Source organism: Mycobacteroides chelonae CCUG 47445, assembly GCF_001632805.1.
Classification (GTDB): domain Bacteria; phylum Actinomycetota; class Actinomycetes; order Mycobacteriales; family Mycobacteriaceae; genus Mycobacterium; species Mycobacterium chelonae.
Genome location: NZ_CP007220.1, coordinates 3,206,992 through 3,226,357, shown reverse-complemented (window position 1 = coordinate 3,226,357; position 19,366 = coordinate 3,206,992). Strand labels below are relative to the sequence as shown.

Below are 19,366 nucleotides of genomic sequence, written 5' to 3'. Positions count from 1 at the left end.
CTCCGATGGAGCTTGTGGTCGGGCGTATCGCCAAGGCGCACGGCGTCACCGGCGAGTTGTCGGTCGAAATCCGCACCGACGATCCAGACGAGCGTTTTGCCGTCGGCTCGGTGCTGACTGGGCGGCTGCCTCGGGGCGGCGGTAATCGTGAATTCACCGTCGAATCGGTGCGTGAGCACACCGGAAGGCTGCTGATCAGACTTTCCGGAGTGGCCGACCGTGACGCGGCAGACGCTTTGCGTGGCACCCTTTTCACGGTTGAGGCCGGCGAGCTTCCTCCCCTTCAAGATCCGGACGAGTTCTACGATCATCAGCTCGAAGGACTTGCGGTGCGGACCCGGGAGGGTGCGATGGTCGGAACCGTTTCCGAGGTGCTGCACACTCCGGGCGGCGAGCTGCTTTCGGTGAAACCTCACAACAGGGACCAGCGCGGCGAGATTCTGGTGCCGTTTGTCTCCGCGATCGTCACATCGATCTCCTTGGCAGACAAGGCAATCGAGATAGATCCCCCCGAAGGTCTGTTGGACCTGTCGTGAGCATTCCGGCATGAAAATAGACGTCGTCACGATCTTCCCGGACTATCTGCAGCCGGTGCGGCAGTCTCTGCCGGGCAAGGCTATCGAGGCCGGGCTTGTCGATGTCGCGGTGCATGATCTGCGGCGCTGGACGCACGACGTGCACAAGTCGGTCGATGATTCGCCCTACGGCGGTGGTCCCGGCATGGTGATGAAGCCAACGGTCTGGGGTGATGCCCTGGACGAGATCTGCACGCCGGAAACGCTTCTGCTGGTGCCAACGCCCGCCGGATACCCCTTCACACAGGAGAGTGCCCGCCAATGGGCCACCGAAGACCATCTGGTGATCGCGTGTGGACGCTACGAGGGAATCGACCAGCGAGTTGCCGATGACGCTGCGACCCGGATGCGGGTGCGCGAAGTATCGATCGGCGATTACGTGCTCAATGGCGGCGAGGTCGCCGCGTTGGTAATCATCGAGGCGGTACTGCGGCTGATTCCCGGGGTGCTGGGCAATGCGCTTTCCGCGCAAGAAGACTCACACTCCGACGGGCTCTTGGAAGGGCCGTCCTACACCAGACCGCCGAGTTGGCGGGGGATCGATGTGCCGCCGGTGTTGCTCTCAGGTGATCACGCCAAGATTGCGGCCTGGCGGGCCGAGCAGTCGCGTCAGCGGACGGCGCAGCGTCGCCCGGATCTACTCGGCTTCGATTCGTCCACCGGGGAACATGGTGGAGACGGCCTGAGTTAGCGTGTTGCGCGCCGTCACGTCGTTGGCGGTCTGCAGGGACGACACCACCACGATGAATCGACGGTCGGGACCGACCACGCCGGTCGACAGATGCATCCACGCCGACCCGACACAGCACATCCAGCCCTGCTTCACCGCGACGGGCTCGCCGGGGATTCCGTCCGGGATTCCGAAACGCTGGGGGTAGCCGTCGATGCCGTTGGGCGTCGAACGGGCCAAGTCGTCGACGATGATGTTCGCGCGCTCGGGCGGCAGGCCACCGGTGCCGGAAAGCAGCATGTCGTAGTACTGCACCAGGTCGTTGGCAGTGCTGATGGTGTTCCACCACATCCCGTCGGAGGGCACGGTGGTGGAGGGCAGCCCGTATCGCGCGGCGACCCGGGTGATGATCGAGTTTCCGCCCCCGCGCTGCCAGAAGATCTCGGCTGCGCTGTCATCGGAGGACTGCAGCATCCGGTCGAAAGAGGCGCGATCTGCGGGAGTCAGGGTGACGTCGCCGGTCGATTCCCGCATCAGCAGGTCGTCGGCGATGAACAGCTTGGCCACCGAGGCGATGGCAATGGTGCTGTTGTTGCCGTTGGAGACCACGGCACCGGAGGCGCGGTCCTTGATGACCGCGGTGAGTACGGCGCCGGCACTCTTGGCCTGGGTGGTTGCTGCGATGGTGCGCTCGGGCAGGGTCTCGAAGGATGGGGGGCTTTCCACCTCGAAGACCGGCGCAGGCTCGGCGGGGGCACTGACAACTGCCAGCACCGGGGTAGCCGGGTCGCTGCGCACCGATGCCACACATCCAGAGGTCAGGGCGGTCACTGCAGTGAGCGTTAAGCCCGCAAACAGGTGATGGCCGCGCATAACCTAGACCCCCTCTGCGGTCGGACTCTGAATTGTTACCTATGTGACAGGTGTTCCGGTCACGGTAGCTTACCGGTACTGTCTGGATAGCCGCTGCCCAAGGGGTGCTCGGGTGGGCGATTTCACTGAAAGGGCCCCTGTCTGGCACAATCGGGTAGCTGTCTGCTGCCGCTTGGCCACAAGTCAGACAGAACTACGCAACTACTGATCGGCGCAGGTGCATACCCCGTATGCGACCCGGCCGCGCGATTGAGTCGAGAGACCAAGAGGGAAGTACACCGATGAACACGCTGGACTTTGTCGACCAGGCGTCGCTGCGCCAGGATGTGCCCGACTTCCGCCCCGGTGACACCGTCAACGTGCACGTCAAGGTGATCGAGGGCTCCAAGGAGCGCATCCAGGTCTTCAAGGGTGCCGTGCTGCGTCGCTCCGGTGGTGGCGTGAGTGCCACCTTCACGGTCCGCAAGGAAAGCTACGGCGTCGGCGTCGAGCGCACCTTCCCGGTGCACTCGCCGAACATCGACCACATCGAGATCGTCACCCGTGGTGCGGTCCGTCGCGCGAAGCTGTACTACCTGCGTGAGCTGCGCGGCAAGAAGGCCAAGATCAAGGAGAAGCGCTGACCGAGTCGGCGCTTTCGTGACAGCACCGGTGTCCGGGGAATCAGGGCCGTCTGAAACGTCCGCGCAGACTACTGCCGACGCTCCCGAAACCGAACCAGCCGCTGAGGCATCATCCGCAGCATCGTCGAACGACGAAGACAGCGGCTCCGGCATGCTCAAAGAGGTCGGCGTCCTCCTGCTGATCGCTCTGGTCCTGTACTGCATCACACAGAATTTCATCGCCCGGCCGTATCTCATTCCGTCGGAGTCGATGGAGCCGACCTTGCACGGCTGCCGTGGTTGCACCGGTGACCGGATCATGGTCGACAAGGTGGTGTTCCGGTTCACCGATCCGGAGCCCGGCGACGTTGTGGTGTTCAAAGGCCCGCCCGAGTGGAACGGCAACTACCGATCGATCCGGTCGGACAACACCGCCGTCCGGTACCTGCAGAACGCGCTGTCGTTCATCGGCGTGGTACCGCCGGATGAGAACGATCTGGTGAAACGTGTCATCGCCACCGGCGGGCAGACCGTGCAATGCCGCTGGGATACGGGCCTGACGGTCGACGGCAAGAAGCTCAACGAACCGTATCTGGATCCGGAAACCATCGGTCCCGGTAGCGACATCGACCCCACCAACGCCTGCTGGAGTTTCCAGTTCGGGCCCGTCAAGGTGCCAGAAGGCAAGCTGTGGATGATGGGGGACAACCGGACGCACAGCGGCGACTCGCGCGCACACTGCCAGAGCCTCGAACGTGATGCCGGCCCGGCGATGGATGAGCGTCAGCGCGTCTATTGCACGGGCGACCCGAACATCGGCACTGTGCCGGTGGACAACGTCATCGGCAAGGCGCGTTTCATCGCATGGCCGCCCGGACGGTGGGGCGGCGTCGCATCGGTGAACCCCCAGACCTAGTTCTCGCGGTATGAGTACCAGCTGGCCGCCGCGGACGGTGATTCGCAAAGCATCCGGATTGCGGACCCTCGAATTGACCCTGGACAGAGTGGGTTTGGGGCCTGTCGCCGGTGTGGACGAGGCCGGACGTGGAGCCTGTGCGGGTCCGTTGGTGATCGCCGCGTGCGTGCTTGGCCCAAACCAACGGAAGAGCCTTGCCGCGCTCAATGACTCCAAGAAGCTCAGCGAGAAGATGCGCGAGACGCTGTTTCCCCTCATCTGTCGGTATGCCGAGGCGTATCACGTGGTGTCGGTGCCGGCCGAAGAAGTGGACCGGATCGGCGTGCACGTGGCCAACATCGAGGGAATGCGGCGCGCGGTAGCCGGTCTGGGCGTCAAGCCGGGATATGTATTGACGGACGGATTCCGGGTGCCGGGACTGCCGGTGCCCTCGCTGCCGGTCATCGGTGGCGACGCCTCGGCGGCATGTATCGCCGCGGCCAGCGTGCTGGCGAAGGTCAGCCGGGATCGAGTGATGGTGGCCATGGATTCCGATCACCCAGGGTACGGATTCGCGGTGCACAAGGGCTACAGCACGGCCGTCCATACCGAGGCGCTGCGGCGTCTGGGACCGTCAGTTCAGCATCGACAGTCGTTCGTGAACGTGCGCAATGCGGCGCAGGGAAGTTCACAGGGGGGATAATGGAAAGTCTATGAGCGCTGAAGACCTCGAAAAGTATGAAACCGAGATGGAACTCTCGCTGTATCGCGAGTACAAGGACATCGTCGGGCAGTTCAGCTACGTGGTGGAGACCGAGCGACGGTTTTACCTGGCCAATAGCGTCGAGGTGATTCCACGGAACACCGACTCCGAGGTGTACTTCGAGTTGCGCCTTTCTGACGCGTGGGTGTGGGACCTGTTCCGGCCGGCGCGCTTCGTCAAACACGTGCGCGTGATCACCTTCAAGGACGTCAACATCGAAGAGGTCGACAAGCCAGAACTGCGCCTACCGGAGTAGATCTCCGATAGGCGCAGTTCTGTTCGGCCGTACGTGCTCTACGGGATGCTGACGCAACCCACGTTGTCGACGCATCCGCCGCCGCCACCCGGGCCGCCGTGGCCGCCGCCGACGCCGGGGATATGGCCCCCGCCGCCCTCGGGTCCGCCGCCTCCGGTCGGACCGCCCGGGATACTGCCGCTCCCGCCGCCGGGTCCGCCGCCTCCGGTCGGACCGCCGGGGATGGCGCCGGATCCGCCCTCGGGACCTCCGCTACCGGTCGGGCCGGGTGCCGGGGTGCCTTCCGGTGCACCGCTGGGCGCAGGAACGGTCGTGGTGGTTGTGGTTGTTGTGGTCGTCGTGCTGGTGCTCGTCGGGCCACTGTCGGTGCTCGTGCTACACCCGGCCAGAGCCGCGCCAATAACGATGGCGAATCCGGCAAAAACCTTGGTGGGCTTGACTGTTGGCATTCTCATGTGATGCTCCCGGTTAGAGGTGTGGGGCTTCTTTGATCTTGCTGTTCTCGTTGCCCAACGTCTTGCAGTAGGCCAAGGCGGAGTTCCGTGCTGCGGTGGACTGCAGACCACTGGGGTCTTGTTGGTTTTCGTCCTTGAGCATCTTGATGACGGCCTCATTTTGCGTGGCCTCGTCCTGGGTGAGGTATTCCTTGCAGGTGGTGTCACCACCTTGATTGATCACACTGGAACAGCCCGCCAGCGAGATGGCCGCGACCATACCGGCGGCCACCGCGAGTTTCTTCGAAATGGACGGAATCACTAGGGCCCCTTCTGTTGTGGACTGCTGGGATCTGTTGCTACTCATCGCCTGCCGCTGACGAGGCGCACGAGGAACAAGAGAATGCAGGCGCCCGCGAGTGCAGTGACGAATGTCAGAATCCAGCCGAAGCCGTAGGTGCCGACGTTGAGCAGGCTCAGCAAGAATCCGCCCAGCAGCCCGCCCACGATCCCCACCACGATGTTGAGCAGGAGCCCTTGCTGGGCGTCGGTGCCCATGATCTTGCTGGCCACCCATCCGGCGAGGCCGCCGATCACGATCCATGCGATCCAGCCGATGCCAAAGCCGAGGTGAGCTGCCGCAACATCAGCGGCCAGAGGTGAAATCATGTGTGGTTTCCTGGTTCTCGTGGGAGTGGAGCGGGCTGCTGTGCGGTGTGTTGCTACTTCTCGGCGTCTTCGCGTGCCTGATGCACCGCAGCCTCGGCGCGGGCCTTCTCAGCCTCGGCTTCCTTGGTGGCTACCTCACGCTGAGCTTCGGCCTTGTCCTGCTGCGCCTGACCTTCGCGCTCCAGCGACTCGTCATCGGTGAGCTTGCCGAAGGCTTCCTTGGCCTTGCCCTTGACGTCTTCGACGACGCCCTTGATCCCGGCCTCAAGACCGCTGTCCTTGTTGTCATCGCTCATCTGTCGCTCCTTTTCAGTGCGTGCGCGGTGCAACCGCTCGATGTCGCCTCGTCGTGAGGCGACCAAATCCACCGTAGCAAGGGTTGTGTACTACGTAAACTACTTTGTAAACAAATAGCCGCTGGCCAGCTGTTTAGCTAGCAGAGGTACCGTCGTGGAGGACGGCAAAGCCGCCACGGGATCGCCGTCATAGCCCGAACCCCGAAATGCACGGTGGGAGTGACCGACGCAGTGGACGAGACGGACAACCGAACAGGTGCAGGCACCCCGGAGGGGCGCCGCCCACGATCGCTGACTCGTGCGGAAATCCTCGATACCGCGATCGCGCTGGTGGACCGCGATGGGTTGGATCAGCTGACGATGCGGCGGCTCGGTTCTGCCTGCGGTGTCGAAGCGATGGCCCTCTACCGCCACGTCCATGGCCGCCAGGACCTACTCGGCGGCATTGTGGACCACTTGGTCGAAAAGCTGTACGACGATCAACTCGCTGCCCGACGGCAGGAAGACGGTTGGCAGGACTATCTCGTCCGGCTCGCGCATGGCGTGCGGGCGATTGCCATCGATCACCCTCACCTGTTTCCGACGTTGGCGACCCGGCCACCGGAGGCCCCATGGGTTCGGCCGCCGCTGCGGAGCATGAAGTGGATGGAGACCTTCTTGGACACACTGATCTCCTACGGCTTCGACGACCGGGGAGCAGTGACCGCCTACCGCGCGTACACCACCTTCCTGCTGGGCCAGCTGCTCCTGGAGGTTTCAGCACGAGGCGTCTCGCTGAGTCCGGTGGAAGACGAGCTGCCCGAGAAGACGCTGCGGAGCCTTTCGAACTACCCGAATCTGCAGCGGATGCAGCAACAGCTCAGTGAAGACCACAGCGCGACAGAGTTCGAAGAGGCGCTCGAATCGCTACTTGATCGGCTCGAGGGCAACGCTCCGCGCTAGACCGCGGTCATGGTTTGCTTGGCGCTGCCCCTCCGGACCTGACAGATTTTGGCCGACTGTGATGGGAATTACTCGCCAGCAGGCCATCGTACGAGTTGCGGATCTCTTGGGCGTGTCCCATGCTCGGCCGATGGGTATTTTGCTGATGAGGGCGATGGCGATGTGCACGCGCACGCCGAGGCCGCCGCAGAGCTGATCGTCAGGGGCATGCTGCCCTGACGGGGGCGCCCATTCACAGGCATTCCTCCGTATAGTCAAGGCAATTGACATGGAGGATTCGACGCAGGAGGCGATATGGCACGCCCGCTCCACGAGTTACAGGTCGTTCGCACCGAACAAGTGACTCCGCACATCACCCGGGTGGTGCTTGGCGGTAACGGATTCGACGGTTTCGAGGCCAACGCGGATACCGACAGCTACGCCAAGCTGATATTCCTTCCCGAGGGTCACGAAGGGCCGGGTCCGCGGGACATCGATCAGGCGCGCGACATGCAGGCCACGGTGCGCACGTACACCATCCGTTCCGTAGATGCCGACCGTCGCGAGATCGCGATCGACTTTGTGGTGCACGGCGACGCTGGGGTGGCGGGCCCGTGGGCTGCACGGGCCACGCCAGGTGACAAGCTGTATCTCACCGACTCGCATGGCGCCTACTCACCAGATCCCGCCGCTGACTGGCATCTGCTCGCCGGCGATGAATCGGCCGTCCCGGCGATCACCGTCGCGCTGCAAGCACTTCCAGAGGGCGCCCGCGCCAAGGTGTTCATCGAGGTGGCCGGCCCGCAGGATGAGATCGCCTTCGAGACCCGCGGCGATGTCGAGATTGTCTGGGTTCACCGGGGCGCTGGTGCCGACGAGGTCGACGAGAGCCTGGCGGGGGACAACGCCCCGTTAGTGGCGGCGGTGCGCTCGGCGGAGTGGCTGCCCGGACAGGTGCAGGTATTCATCCACGGTGAGGCCCAGACCGTCATGCACAACCTGCGGCCGTACATACGCAAGGAACGTGGGGTCGCACCGAAGTGGGCCGCCTCGATTTCGGGCTATTGGCGCCGTGGGCGAACCGAGGAGACTTTCCGCGTGTGGAAGCAGGAGCTAGCGGCCGCCGAAGCTACCGTGAGGGAGTGACTCCGCAGCTGACCGCGATTCTCGACGAGTTCGCCGAGCATCTGGCGCTGGAGCGCGGACGGTCGGTACACACCCAACGGGCCTATCGTGGCGATCTCACCTCGTTGTTTGATCACTTGTCGGCGACCAATCCGCAGGCATCCCTGGCCGATCTGTCATTGCCGGTGTTGCGGTCATGGCTCGGCGCTCAAGCGCGGCAGGGTGCGGCGCGGTCTACGGTCGCGCGGCGTACTTCGGCGGTGAAGATTTTCACCGCGTGGGCGACCCGTCGCGGATTGATGAAGACGGATCCTGCGATTCGTCTACAACAGCCCAAATCTCGCCGCACCCTCCCTGCGGTGCTACGACAAGACCAGGCCGTGGCGGCGATGGAAGCCGCGCATTCGGGTGCCGAGCAAGATGATCCGATGGCACTGCGGGATCGGCTGATCGTGGAGATGCTCTATGCCACCGGGATTCGGGTCAGTGAGCTTTGCGGTTTGGATGTGGACGATATCGATAGGTCGCGAAAGGTGTTGCGCGTCTTGGGTAAGGGCGACAAGGAGCGCACCGTGCCGTTTGGAGGTCCCGCCGCCGATGCGCTGACGGCGTGGCTGGAGCGCGGTCGGGCGGATCTCGCCAACTCGGGCTCAGGTGCCGCGCTGCTCCTGGGTGCGCGTGGCCGGCGTATCGATCCGCGTCAGGTTCGCACCGTGGTGCATCAGACCATGTCCGCCGTGCCCGGCGCCCCCGATATCGGCCCGCACGGTCTGCGGCACAGTGCCGCAACGCATCTGCTGGAAGGCGGTGCGGACTTGCGTGTTGTTCAGGAACTCCTCGGGCACTCCACGCTGGCCACCACCCAGCTGTACACCCACGTCACCGTGGCGCGTCTACGAGCCGTCCACGATCAGGCGCACCCGAGGGCGTGATGTCGTGAGGCACTCAGGTGTCGTGCCCGTGTTTCCGTCGGCATGCCCGGGCGGGATTGACGCGACTGGCCCACTGTTGCCGCCGGGTATGGCGGGTTCTTGCCTCCAGACTCGCCTTTTCTTGCCGTGATTGCTTGCGCATCATGCGTTCCACTTCGCGCTGGTAATAGCTCATCGACCCGCCATTACCACCGGCCGCCCACAGGGCCACCACCACCAGGAACAGAAGTACTGCGGCGAACCCGGCTCCCGAAAGCACGGCCGTTACCCGCGGTTCCAAGCGTGCGGTGTGACAATGCTGAGCTGCAGCGGGCCGAGGTTCAATTCGCACCTGTGGTCATCGAGATATCTTGTGCCTAAGCGCATCTCGACAGAGGTGTGGGTTACACCGGTTGATGAAAGACTGCGCCACCGCATGTGTTGCTCACCTGCCTTGGTATTGAGCGGAGTCCGCGCACGTCATCGCGGCGCACCTACGAGCTGTGCATGATTCAGCGGGCCTGGGGGTGCCGTGCCCTGTCGGCCCGCGTCGCGGCTAGCGGCCCTGTCGTGTACCACCACTGGCCACCAGAACCAGCGGCCCAGCAGGGTCGCGATGGCGGGCACGAGGAACGATCGCACGATCAGGGTGTCCATCAGCAGCCCGAGTCCGACCGCCGTACCGAGCTGGGCGATGTTGCGCGCCGGCGCAACGATCATCGCGAACATGGTGAAACCGAAGACCAGGCCCGCGGTTGTCACCACCCCGCCGGTGTTGGCCATAGAGCGGATGACACCTGTCTTGATGCCCGCGTGTATCTCTTCCCGGAACCGTGCCACCAGCAGCATGTTGTAATCGGCGCCGACGGCGACAAGGAACACGAATGACAGTGGCGCCACCGACCAATGCAGCGGGATCCCGACGAGGTCCTGCCAGACGAACACGGTGACGCCCAGCGCCGAGACGTAGGACAGCGCGACAGTCCCGATGACCACCATCGCGGCGACGAGGCTGCGCAGCAGGATCAGTATCACGCAGAACACGAAGGCGAACGCGGCCACGGCGCTGGTGATGAAGTCCTCACGTGTGAAGGCCTCGATGTTCAGCAGGGTGCCGCCCGGCCCGCCGATACTCACCGTGCTGCCTGCCAACGATGTGCTCTTGATGGACTGCAGTGCCGTCGGAATGATCTCGGAGCTCAGGTCCATGGCCTCCTGGCTGAACCCCTCCTTTTCCGGAGTGACGACCATCCGGGTCACCTTGCCGTCGGGGGAGAAGAAGTACGGCATAGCGCTTTTGAAGAGTGGATTCTCGAAGGCCTGCGTGGGTATGAAGAAGGAGTTACTCGGGTCGCCTGCCGTGAAGCTCTTGCTGAGGTCATCGGTGAACTGAGTGATCTCGGTGACCTGAGGCAGCAGAACCTGCAGGGTGCTCTGCAGTGGTGCGATAACCGCGTTGACCTGGGTGATGAAGTCCTTGAGTCCTGGCAACTGCGCACCGAGTGCCGGCAAGGTCTGTGCCAGCGTGCCGGTTCCGTTCACCAGATTGCCGACAAGCCCGTCGAAACGGTGCAGATCGTCGAAGAGGGAGAACCCGGTGAGGGCGGCCTGGCAATAGTCGTTATCGCGGCAGTTCGGGATCCCGCCGATGAAGTCCTCGGCGGGTTTGGCCGTCCCGCGCAACGAGTCGACCTTCTGCACCACGGCGGCCAGGCTGGTGCGTAATTCCGTTGCACCTGAATGTATCTGGGTCGCACCGACGGTGCCGGTGCGCAGCGCTTGCTCCAGGCCCCGCACCGTCAGCGAAAGTTGGCCCACCCGGCCGCTGAGGGCGGTCAGGTCCTCGATGCGCTGCGTCAGCAGTTTGGTCATCTGGGTCAGCCGCCCACCGACATAACCGGCCTGCGCGGGCAGTGTCCCCAGTTCCAAGGGGGCCGCCAGCGGCCGGGTGATGCCCTGCACGTTGCTGATGCCGGGGATGTTCAGTACGGCATTGCTCATTTTCGCCAGGGCGATCAGATCCGCGGAGTTGCGCATGTCGTGGTCTGCTTCCACGATGAAGACGCTGGGGGACATGATATTTGGCGGTAGATGGCGGTCCGAGGCGGCGAAGCCGACGTTCGCGGGGGAGTCACTGGGCTGGGCCTGCCGCTCGTTGTAACTGGGCTGGAACCCGGGCACTGCCAGAAATGCGATCGCGAGCACGGCCAAGCTGCCTGCCAACACCGGCCCGGGCCAGCGCACCACGTACGTGGCGATGCGCCGCCACCGGCGTTGCGACTTCTCCTCGCGCGGCTCGAAGAATCCGAATCTGCTGCCGGCAGCCAGTGCGGCGGGCGCGAGTGTCAGCGCGGCGGCGAGGGTGACCACCACCGCAACCGTGCAGGGCAGCCCCGACGTACTGAAGATGGCCAGGCGGGTGAAGACCATGCAGGCTGTCGCCCCGGCAACGGTGAGCCCCGAGGCGATAATGATGTGTTGCACCCCCGCCAGTGCCGTGTAGTAGGCCTCGACCGGGTCTTCACCGGCTCGCCGTGCCTCCTGGTATCTGCCCAAAAGGAAAATGCCGTAATCGATTCCGGCGCCCAGCACGATCACCGCCAGTAGTGCCGAGGCGAAAATCGACACGCCGATGATTTGGTGTTGGCCCAGGAACGCGACGATGGGCCGGCCGACGGCAAGCCCCGCTCCCGCGACGAGCAGTGGCAGCGCGATGGTGATCGGCGAGCGGTACACCACCAACAAGATGAGGCCCACCAGCCCCGCACATGCGATCAGCAGGATCAGGATCGAGTCGTTGATCGACACCAGCTCGTCGTTCACCACCGCAGACGGACCCGTTAGATGCGCGGTGATTCCCTTGGGCGGCGGGTACTGGGCGATGAGTTCGCGGATCTTCGCGGTCGATTCCATGGCCAGGGCAGTCCCCATGTTGCCCTTGAGGTTGATCAGGACGTATGCGGCCTTCCCGTCGGCACTTTCGTTGGCAGGCGCGAACTGCGGATCGGACCACAGATCCATGGAGGAGTTGACGTGCTTCTTGTCCTGGTTGATCCGATCGAGGATCGACGAGTAGTACTGGTGCGCCTCGGCGCCCAGCGGAGCTTCGCCCTCGAGGAGGAGATAGACAAAGTTGTTGGTACCGGCACCGCCGAAGTAATCGCCCATCTTCGAGATCGCCTGCACGGAGGCGGCGTCATCGGGCAGAAACGAGCGGGCGTGCTGTTTGATCACCGTTTCCAGCTGGGGCACAGCGAGATTGAGAATGCCGGCCGCGCCAAGCCACACCACCAGGATAGGTATGGAGAACCGGTAGAGCAGCCGCGCCAGCAGCGGTCGTCCCGGTGCGGGTGCCACGTCGGCGGGACCGGCCCACAACTTGTCCCATACCTGTACGCGAAACTTGTCCACGAGATTCACGCCACCGCCACCTGACAGGAGACGGCCGATGCGTTGGCCGCGCTTTGGTCACGTGTGAGCCCGTCGATCGTGATGCGACAAGACATCTGCCCCGAACTGGCTTGCGCGACGAGTCCCGCTGGGACGACAAGTTGTTTGGCGTGCAGGGTGGTCTGCCAGGGGAGCGTGCCCGACACTTCGCGTACGGCGCCGTCGACGTCCAAGTAGGACGCCGTGATTGCGCTGCCTGCGGGCCCGTCGAGCCGGTACTCGACGACCTTGTCCCGCGGCTTGCCGATGACTGGAGGCTTGGCCGAATGGCCGATGGCAGGGTCAGGAATGTCGCTGAGCCGCAGATGGGCTATGTAGGCCCCGGCGATACAGAGGACCGCCGTCGATACCAGATACACCCACGCGCCACGCATTCCAGCTCCTCATTGATCCGGTTGGTGAGCGTTGACGTTAACTGGCCGATTGTTAATTTAACAGTTGGTCATATGAACATCACACCGATCGGTCTACTGTGATGCCGCGCACATGAATACTCGGCACGGGAAGGCTCGAGGCTGGTACAAGGGACTGGTGACACGGGCAGGTACCAAGGGCATGCCCCGCGCCGAGCGGGAGCAGCAGATCCTCGATGCCGCGTGCCAGGAGTTCGGCCGCAGCGGATACGCGGGCATGTCCCTGGCGGCGGTGGCATCGGCGGTCGGTGTATCCAAGCCCATGGTGCTGGCGTATTTCGGGTCCAAGGAGCAGCTCTACATCGCGTGCGTGCAGCGCGCCGGAGCGATCGTCGGTGACCACATCGCTGCGGCAATGGAAGCGGCCCCGCCCACACTCGCGTTGCCACGGGCAGTGCTGCAGGCGATCTTTCAGGCGTTGGCACCCCGCCCATCCGATTGGCTGGTGATTTGGGATCAGACGCTGCCTGAGGACAGTGATGCACTGGCGGCTGCCCGGATCGCCAGAATGCGTCTCGCTGCCCTGGCCGGCCAGGGCGTGGCCGCGGTGGGAAGTGCGGCCACCGAGCTGCGCGATCCACAGGACATCGGTGTGCTCACGCAGGGCTGGATGGGGATGGTCGGCGCCATGATCACCTGGTGGATCCGGCACCCAGACCAGAGCGCAGAGCAGATGGCCGAGCGCGCCAGCCGACTGATCACGATCATCGCCAGTGCCGGGATATCCGAGGCGGAGTCGCCCGACGGGGTCGCCACGCCCCGCCCGGGCAAGCCCGTGCGGGGGTCCGGTTCCGGGCAGCCACTCAACGCGGCATTCGACCTTTTCGGTCGCCGTTGGGCCATTCTGGCGCTCTGGGAGCTGCGGTCCGGGTCAAAGACTTTCTCTGAGCTCAGGCAGCATATGAGCGACGTCGGGGAGGTATCGAGCGGCGTCCTCACCACACGCCTGAGCGAGCTGACCGCCGCCCACATCGTGCGCAGCCAGGACGGGCAGTACTCGCTGACGGCGGTGGGCAAGGCGTTGCTCGTCGCGCTGGCCCCGCTGGAATTGTGGGCAAGGGCCTGGTCGAAATCGGTCCGATGATTAGAGTTCCAAGCATGCGCGCCGGAATTCTGGTGGCGGCCACTACCGCCGTCGTAGGTCTCGGACTCGTGGCACCGGGAACGGCGACCGCTGATGTGTACCCGCCGTGGTGGGTGTGCATGGCCAACGGTGGTGAGATGCGCGCGTTCTACCAAGTGGTCACCGAACAGGACGCACTCGACAGATTCCATGACGCGGTCACCAGGCTGTCGCAGGCCACTGGAAAGCCCGCGCACGTCGACATCTGTCAGCCCGCCTGAAGCGGTTTGAGCCGTAGCGGCGTAGCGGCCAACAGTCCCAGCGGATCCAGGTAGTTCGCCGCCGAAGCAGGCCCGCGCAGCGCGCCCCAGTGCAAACAGGCCGCACCATCGCAGCCGGGATGTCCGGGCCGTAGTGTCCCGATGACCGATCCCTCGCTCACGCGCTGGCCAGGCTTGACCAGCGGGGTAATCGGCTCGTAGGTGGTGCGCAGGCCGCCGACGTGTTCTATCGAGACCAGCGTCCTACCGGCGAGAGATCCGGCGTACACCACGATGCCCGGCCCGGCCGCGGCCACCCGCTGATCGGGGAAGCCGGCCAAATCGACCCCGCGATGGCCCCGGTTCCAACGCTCCCGCGGCTTGTCGAAGTGCCGGGTTACCGCAGGTCGAGGACGTAGCGGCCAGCCGAAACGATCACCCGTGTCACCCGGTGCGGTGGTGGCCACGGGGGAGGCGGTCAGCGCCACGGCCAGGATCAGTCCAGGACAGCCGACCCTTCTGAACCTCACGACATCATCGTGACCGGACGATTGTGGTGGAGGAAAGAGCCATTTCGGCCCTGTGGACAACCTCCGGGGTCTGCGCCCGATGCTTCGGTGCGTGGCGAAAAGCACTCGTCGCAGCATGTAAACTCATGACCGCAACTCGCCTAGCGGGTTGACTTCGCGCGTCTGTACACGAACTCGTGACCAGCATGCCGGGCGGTCCCATCCAGGGTTTCCTTCGGGAATCGAGGAATGGGTTCCGGCATCAGCAGACGCTAGGGCCCAGGATCACCCGATCCCGGGCGACAACCGACAAAAGGAACCATGGACTCATGGCTGTAGTAACTATGAAGCAGCTGCTTGATAGCGGCGCGCACTTCGGGCACCAGACCCGTCGTTGGAACCCCAAGATGAAGCGGTTCATCTTCACCGACCGCAACGGCATCTACATCATCGACTTGCAGCAGACGCTGACCTACATCGACAAGGCGTACGAGTTCGTCAAGGAGACCGTCGCCCACGGTGGGTCGGTCATGTTCGTCGGCACCAAGAAGCAGGCTCAGGAGCCCATCGCCGAAGAGGCGACTCGCGTTGGCATGCCTTACGTCAACCAGCGCTGGCTGGGCGGCATGCTCACCAACTTCTCCACTGTTCACAAGCGTCTGCAGCGCCTCAAGGAGCTGGAGTCGATGGAGCAGACCGGTGGCTTCGAGGGACGCACCAAGAAGGAAATCCTCATGCTCACGCGTGAGAAGAACAAGCTTGAGCGCAGCCTCGGCGGTATCCGGGACATGCAGAAGGTGCCGTCGGCGATCTTCGTGGTGGACACCAACAAGGAGCACCTCGCCGTAGCCGAGGCCCGCAAGCTGAACATCCCGATCATCGCGATCCTGGACACCAACTGCGATCCCGATGTCGTCGACTACCCGATCCCGGGCAACGATGACGCGATCCGCAGCGCCGCGCTGCTCACCAAGGTCGTCGCTTCCGCGATCGCCGAGGGCCTGCAGGCCCGCTCCGGCCTGGCCGGTGGCGACGAGAAGCCAGAGGCCGCCGAGCCGCTTGCCGAGTGGGAGCAGGAACTGCTTGCCTCCGCTGTCGCAACCACCGACGACGGTGCTGCGCCCGCGGCCGAGACCACCGAAACCACAACCGAGGAAGGCTAAATGGCGAATTTCACAGCCGCCGATGTGAAGCGGCTCCGGGAACTGACCGGTGCCGGAATGCTCGACTGCAAGAACGCCCTGGCCGAGTCCGACGGTGATTTCGACAAGGCCGTCGAGGTGCTGCGCATCAAGGGTGCCAAGGACGTCGGCAAGCGTGCCGAGCGCGCCACCGCCGAGGGCCTGGTTGTCGCGCGTGACGGCGCACTTGTCGAGCTGAACTCCGAGACCGACTTCGTTGCCAAGAACGCCGAGTTCCAGGGCCTGGCCGACGCCATCGTCGGTGCGGCCGCTGCCGGCAAGATCGGCGAGGTCGACGCCCTCCTGGCCGCCAAGGTCGAGGACGGCCGGACCGTTGAGCAGGCGATCGCCGACCTGGCCGCCAAGATCGGCGAGAAGTTGGAGCTGCGCCGGGTGGCGTACTTCGATGGAACTGTCGAGGCATACCTGCACAAGCGCGCCGCGGACCTGCCGCCGGCCGTGGGCGTGCTGGTCGAGTACACCGGTTCGGACGAGGGTGCCGCGCACTCTGTGGCGCTGCAGATCGCCGCGCTCAAGGCCAAGTACCTGACGCGCGAAGACGTTCCGGCCGACGTGGTCGAGAATGAGCGTCGCATCGCCGAGGAGACCGCCAAGGCCGAGGGCAAGCCCGAGGCTGCGTTGCCCAAGATCGTCGAGGGGCGCGTGACTGGCTACTACAAGGATGTCGTGCTGCTGGATCAGCCGTCGGTGTCCGACAACAAGAAGTCCGTCAAGGCTCTGCTTGACGAGGCCGGTGTCACCGTGACCCGCTTTGCGCGGTTCGAGGTCGGCCAAGCGTAGGTTTCTCAAAACAATTCGGCCCCGCCAGGATTCGTTCCTGTGCGGGGCCGAACTGTTTGTGCGCTAGCCTCGGGCAATGCCAGCTGTCGGGCGCGATGCCAACCGGTACGCCAAAGGCGTAGCCAAGCGTCAGGAGATTCTCGCCGCGGCGTTGAGGGTGTTGGAGCGCGACGGGGAAGCCGGTGCCTCGATGCGTGTCATCGCCAAGGAGGCCAACATCAGCCTGGCCGGGCTCATGCACTACTTCCCGACGCGCGATGTGATCCTCACCGAGATCCAGCGCGATGCCGATGCCAGATTTGAACATTGGTATGGCAATTCGGACACCGAGATCGACCCCGGCGAGGTGCTCGCACAAGCGATGCTCGACAAGGCGAGTAAGCCCGGCTCCGGGACGGTGTATCTCTCACTGGCGGCCGCCGCGGCCGTTGACCCGGGCCATCCTGCCGGTGCTTACCTGCGGGAGAGGTACGAGAGGATGCGCACGCTCATCGCCGAGTACGTGCGAGGGCGCCAAGCCGCCGGTGAGGTTCCCGAGCATGTCGATGCTGAATTCGCGGCGGCGGCGCTGATCGCAGCCGCGGACGGCATTCAGATCCAGTGGATGTCGGATCCATCGATCGACATGGGCAGCCACATGCGGCGGGTGTGGGAGCGGCTACTCGCCTAGAAAACCATACAGTGTATGGTTTTAGCATGAAATGGATCGTCTCCGTAGTGGCATCGGCAGTCGTCGTGGCATTGGGATTGGCTGCTTGCAGCCCGCGGCAGGAGAGTTCGAAGGACGACTCCGCCTGGGATCGCGGGTTCTACTGGGGTACTGCAACTGCGGGCTACCAGGTGGAGGGAAGTGCTCCTGACAGCAATTGGCGACGCTATGTCGATCGCACCGCCGGTAAGCCGGTAGAGCCCGGGGCTGATCCATTAGGGGCTGGCCCGGTCGACCCGTACCGGCAGGCCGATGATTTCCGCCATCGATACGCCGAAGACATCGCCAATGCTCATGCCATGGGCGTCAATACATTTCGATTTGGGCTGGAGTGGTCGCGGGTGATGCCCGAGCCGGGCAAATGGGACGAGAAGGAACTGGCGTACTACGACTCCATCGTCGCGACGCTACGCGAGAACGGCATGACCCCGATGATCACGCTCATGCACTGGGTGTACCCGGGCTGGGTCGCCGATCGCGGCGGCTTCATGAACAACATCGCGGCGTTCGAAGACTTCGCCAAGGCAATCACCAAACGCTATGCCGGACAAGGGGTGCTGTGGGTCAGCATCAACGAGCCGCTGGCTTTCGGGGCGATGGAGGTGCGCACCGGCGCGATCAAACCCGATCAGTTCGAGGGCTTCCTGGATCGTCTTGCGCAGGGTCATCGTGCGGTGTACCGGGCCGCGCACGACGCCGACCCCAAGGCCAAGGTGACCACCAATGAGGCCTACATCCCCCCGGATGTGTTGGCGCAGTTCGCAGGTTTTGGGGTGAAGGGTCTCGAGGGCTCGTTCTTCGACCGGGTCACCGGCAGCCTGGATTACCTGGGCTTCGACTACTACACCGGCACCGCCTTGGACAATCCGGCCTCGGCGCAGAGCATGGCCGCACGCTGGAACATCAAGTTGCAGCCCGAGGACATCTATTACGTGTCGCGGCATTACGCGCAGCGATACCCCGGACTGCCGATCTACATCGTCGAGAACGGCATGGTCACCGATAACGGAAAGCCGCGCTCTGACGGCGTGACCCGGTCGCAGTACTTGGGCGACACCGTCTTCTGGCTGCAGCGGGCCAAGGCCGACGGCATCCCGATCATCGGGTACAACTACTGGTCGTTGGTCGACAACTACGAATGGGGAAGTTACCGGCCACGTTTCGGCCTATACACCGTCGACGCACTGGGTGATCCGGCACTGAAGCGGGTGCCCACCGATGCGGTCCAGACCTACACCCAGATCACCCGGGATGCGGGCACCGCGGCCGGCTATCGCCCGGTGATCCCGGCGGCGAAATGCTCGACGACGGTAGGGCAGGACAGCTGCGCGCCACTTGACCCGAACGGGCCGACGGTGCCGCTGCGCTAACGGCCGAGCAGGAAGTCGCGCTCGGGGTCGTCCGGGGGCACCGCGGGATCGCCGTCGACGATGAGGTCGGCGCGCACCGTGGTGGGATCGCGGCGGAAGTGCGCGTCCTCCTCGTTGAGCCACAATCGCCAGAACTCGCGGAGCTCCTCGCCATCGCGAACCTCCGCCCGGCGCCTACGGGTCAGTTGGTCGGTCTGCACCCAGATCAGCGAACTCAACCAGCGGGCGGCGGCTGCGCGGCCCGAGCCGACGCCCTCGAGAATCAGCACCGACGGCGGCGCGCACTGCTCCGGTGGGCCGAACTCTCGGGTCGTCCAGTCGTAGCGGCGGTACCGCGCCAGGTTGCCGTGCGCCCAGGGCGCGAGAATCTGCTCCTCGAACCGCGGCCACCACCCGAAGAACGTCTCCCAGGACGCGAAGTCGTCGGTGTGCAGCAGCACCGTAGACGGGGTTGTCGCCGAGACCGCTGTGCGTAGTCGTGCAGCAAAGGTGCTCTTACCGGCGGCACCTCTGCCGTCGATGGCCACGACACGCACATCGCCGCAGTGTGGCTCGCTCTCGTTGATGATCGTGGCCAGCCACGCGAAGCTTCGCAGTGGTGCCGGTGTCGCCATGGCGCG

The 19,366-nt window shown here is 64.4% G+C and carries 25 protein-coding genes; 15 read left to right on the top strand and 10 right to left on the bottom strand.

From position 1 onward, the window contains the following. The first annotated feature begins 5 nt into the window (after nucleotides 1-5). Both rimM and trmD read left to right on the top strand, forming a co-directional pair. Nucleotides 6-536, top strand: a complete 531-nt coding sequence (rimM, locus tag BB28_RS15920; protein ID WP_046254198.1) for a ribosome maturation factor RimM — start codon at nucleotides 6-8, stop codon at nucleotides 534-536. Between the two features lie 10 nt (nucleotides 537-546). Then, complete coding sequence (trmD, locus tag BB28_RS15915) at nucleotides 547-1,266, top strand: tRNA (guanosine(37)-N1)-methyltransferase TrmD (protein WP_046254197.1); 720 nt, start codon at nucleotides 547-549, stop codon at nucleotides 1,264-1,266. Here trmD and BB28_RS15910 read toward each other — a convergent pair. Continuing rightward, nucleotides 1,213-2,118 carry a serine hydrolase gene (locus tag BB28_RS15910; protein ID WP_046254196.1) on the bottom strand — a complete coding sequence of 302 codons (906 nt, stop codon included), beginning with the start codon at nucleotides 2,116-2,118 and terminating at the stop codon, nucleotides 1,213-1,215. The two genes, trmD and BB28_RS15910, sit on opposite strands and share 54 nt — an antisense overlap. A 281-nt stretch (nucleotides 2,119-2,399) precedes the next feature. Here BB28_RS15910 and rplS point away from each other — a divergent pair, with 281 nt between their 5' ends. The 4 genes from rplS to BB28_RS15890 are packed head-to-tail and all read left to right on the top strand — an operon-like array spanning nucleotide 2,400 to nucleotide 4,634. Further along, nucleotides 2,400-2,741, top strand: a complete 342-nt coding sequence (rplS, locus tag BB28_RS15905) for a 50S ribosomal protein L19 (RefSeq protein ID WP_030094034.1) — start codon at nucleotides 2,400-2,402, stop codon at nucleotides 2,739-2,741. Between the two features lie 16 nt (nucleotides 2,742-2,757). Then, on the top strand, nucleotides 2,758-3,636 hold the full coding sequence (gene lepB / locus BB28_RS15900; protein ID WP_046254195.1) for a signal peptidase I: 879 nt from the start codon (nucleotides 2,758-2,760) through the stop codon (nucleotides 3,634-3,636). 10 nt (nucleotides 3,637-3,646) lie between these two features. After that, a complete protein-coding gene (locus tag BB28_RS15895; protein ID WP_046254194.1) occupies nucleotides 3,647-4,318 on the top strand; it encodes a ribonuclease HII in 672 nt (223 codons plus the stop codon). Nucleotides 4,319-4,328: 10 nt separating this feature from the next. Further along, on the top strand, nucleotides 4,329-4,634 hold the full coding sequence (locus BB28_RS15890; RefSeq protein ID WP_005056986.1) for a DUF2469 domain-containing protein: 306 nt from the start codon (nucleotides 4,329-4,331) through the stop codon (nucleotides 4,632-4,634). A 38-nt stretch (nucleotides 4,635-4,672) separates the two neighbouring features. On the opposite strand, the gene BB28_RS15885 is transcribed toward BB28_RS15890, so the two are convergent. The 4 genes from BB28_RS15885 to mbp1 are packed head-to-tail and all read right to left on the bottom strand — an operon-like array spanning nucleotide 4,673 to nucleotide 6,033. Further along, complete coding sequence (locus tag BB28_RS15885; protein WP_046254193.1) at nucleotides 4,673-5,089, bottom strand: hypothetical protein; 417 nt, start codon at nucleotides 5,087-5,089, stop codon at nucleotides 4,673-4,675. 13 nt (nucleotides 5,090-5,102) lie between these two features. After that, the gene (locus tag BB28_RS15880; RefSeq protein WP_075874268.1) at nucleotides 5,103-5,390 is read right to left on the bottom strand and encodes a hypothetical protein; all 288 of its coding nucleotides are present in this window, start codon (nucleotides 5,388-5,390) and stop codon (nucleotides 5,103-5,105) included. 41 nt (nucleotides 5,391-5,431) lie between these two features. Then, nucleotides 5,432-5,737, bottom strand: coding sequence for a GlsB/YeaQ/YmgE family stress response membrane protein (locus BB28_RS15875; protein WP_030094029.1), 306 nt, complete (start codon nucleotides 5,735-5,737; stop codon nucleotides 5,432-5,434). A gap of 53 nt (nucleotides 5,738-5,790) precedes the next feature. Beyond that, nucleotides 5,791-6,033 carry a microaggregate-binding protein 1 gene (gene mbp1 / locus BB28_RS15870; RefSeq protein ID WP_046255897.1) on the bottom strand — a complete coding sequence of 81 codons (243 nt, stop codon included), beginning with the start codon at nucleotides 6,031-6,033 and terminating at the stop codon, nucleotides 5,791-5,793. Nucleotides 6,034-6,264: 231 nt separating this feature from the next. On the opposite strand from mbp1, the gene BB28_RS15865 reads away from it, so the two are divergent. The 3 genes from BB28_RS15865 to BB28_RS15855 all read left to right on the top strand — a co-directional run bounded on the left by BB28_RS15865 (nucleotide 6,265) and on the right by BB28_RS15855 (nucleotide 9,011). Further along, nucleotides 6,265-6,975 (top strand): TetR/AcrR family transcriptional regulator, encoded by a 711-nt coding sequence (locus BB28_RS15865; RefSeq protein WP_044104081.1) that lies wholly within the window; start codon nucleotides 6,265-6,267, stop codon nucleotides 6,973-6,975. A 294-nt stretch (nucleotides 6,976-7,269) separates the two neighbouring features. Then, a complete protein-coding gene (locus BB28_RS15860) occupies nucleotides 7,270-8,100 on the top strand; it encodes a siderophore-interacting protein (RefSeq protein WP_046254191.1) in 831 nt (276 codons plus the stop codon). Then, complete coding sequence (locus BB28_RS15855) at nucleotides 8,097-9,011, top strand: tyrosine recombinase XerC (protein WP_101312521.1); 915 nt, start codon at nucleotides 8,097-8,099, stop codon at nucleotides 9,009-9,011. The genes BB28_RS15860 and BB28_RS15855 overlap by 4 nt, the downstream gene beginning before the upstream one ends. A 13-nt stretch (nucleotides 9,012-9,024) precedes the next feature. On the opposite strand, the gene BB28_RS24655 is transcribed toward BB28_RS15855, so the two are convergent. From BB28_RS24655 to BB28_RS15845, 3 genes are all read right to left on the bottom strand, one after another. Further along, complete coding sequence (locus BB28_RS24655) at nucleotides 9,025-9,270, bottom strand: hypothetical protein (RefSeq protein ID WP_046254190.1); 246 nt, start codon at nucleotides 9,268-9,270, stop codon at nucleotides 9,025-9,027. 200 nt (nucleotides 9,271-9,470) lie between these two features. Then, nucleotides 9,471-12,410, bottom strand: coding sequence for an MMPL/RND family transporter (locus BB28_RS15850; RefSeq protein ID WP_046254189.1), 2,940 nt, complete (start codon nucleotides 12,408-12,410; stop codon nucleotides 9,471-9,473). Then, complete coding sequence (locus tag BB28_RS15845; protein WP_046254188.1) at nucleotides 12,407-12,814, bottom strand: MmpS family transport accessory protein; 408 nt, start codon at nucleotides 12,812-12,814, stop codon at nucleotides 12,407-12,409. The genes BB28_RS15850 and BB28_RS15845 overlap by 4 nt, the downstream gene beginning before the upstream one ends. A 157-nt stretch (nucleotides 12,815-12,971) precedes the next feature. Between BB28_RS15845 and BB28_RS15840 the strand changes: the two genes are divergently transcribed. Next, complete coding sequence (locus tag BB28_RS15840) at nucleotides 12,972-13,937, top strand: TetR family transcriptional regulator (RefSeq protein WP_046255895.1); 966 nt, start codon at nucleotides 12,972-12,974, stop codon at nucleotides 13,935-13,937. Between the two features lie 14 nt (nucleotides 13,938-13,951). Continuing rightward, nucleotides 13,952-14,197, top strand: coding sequence for a hypothetical protein (locus tag BB28_RS15835; protein WP_046254187.1), 246 nt, complete (start codon nucleotides 13,952-13,954; stop codon nucleotides 14,195-14,197). Here the strand turns inward: BB28_RS15835 and BB28_RS15830 are convergent. After that, a complete protein-coding gene (locus BB28_RS15830) occupies nucleotides 14,185-14,643 on the bottom strand; it encodes a M23 family metallopeptidase (RefSeq protein ID WP_075874286.1) in 459 nt (152 codons plus the stop codon). The genes BB28_RS15835 and BB28_RS15830 overlap by 13 nt on opposite strands. Before the next feature lie 371 nt (nucleotides 14,644-15,014). Here BB28_RS15830 and rpsB point away from each other — a divergent pair, with 371 nt between their 5' ends. From rpsB to BB28_RS15810, 4 genes are all read left to right on the top strand, one after another. Then, the gene (rpsB, locus tag BB28_RS15825; RefSeq protein WP_030094010.1) at nucleotides 15,015-15,848 is read left to right on the top strand and encodes a 30S ribosomal protein S2; all 834 of its coding nucleotides are present in this window, start codon (nucleotides 15,015-15,017) and stop codon (nucleotides 15,846-15,848) included. Continuing rightward, the gene (gene tsf / locus BB28_RS15820; protein WP_046254186.1) at nucleotides 15,849-16,667 is read left to right on the top strand and encodes a translation elongation factor Ts; all 819 of its coding nucleotides are present in this window, start codon (nucleotides 15,849-15,851) and stop codon (nucleotides 16,665-16,667) included. A 76-nt stretch (nucleotides 16,668-16,743) separates the two neighbouring features. Continuing rightward, nucleotides 16,744-17,337: a TetR/AcrR family transcriptional regulator gene (locus BB28_RS15815; protein ID WP_046254185.1), complete on the top strand. Its 594-nt coding sequence runs from the start codon at nucleotides 16,744-16,746 to the stop codon at nucleotides 17,335-17,337. 26 nt (nucleotides 17,338-17,363) lie between these two features. Beyond that, nucleotides 17,364-18,746, top strand: coding sequence for a family 1 glycosylhydrolase (locus BB28_RS15810; protein WP_046254184.1), 1,383 nt, complete (start codon nucleotides 17,364-17,366; stop codon nucleotides 18,744-18,746). Here the strand turns inward: BB28_RS15810 and BB28_RS15805 are convergent. Beyond that, a complete protein-coding gene (locus BB28_RS15805) occupies nucleotides 18,743-19,360 on the bottom strand; it encodes a uridine kinase family protein (RefSeq protein WP_046254183.1) in 618 nt (205 codons plus the stop codon). The two genes, BB28_RS15810 and BB28_RS15805, sit on opposite strands and share 4 nt — an antisense overlap. Nucleotides 19,361-19,366: the final 6 nt, after the last annotated feature.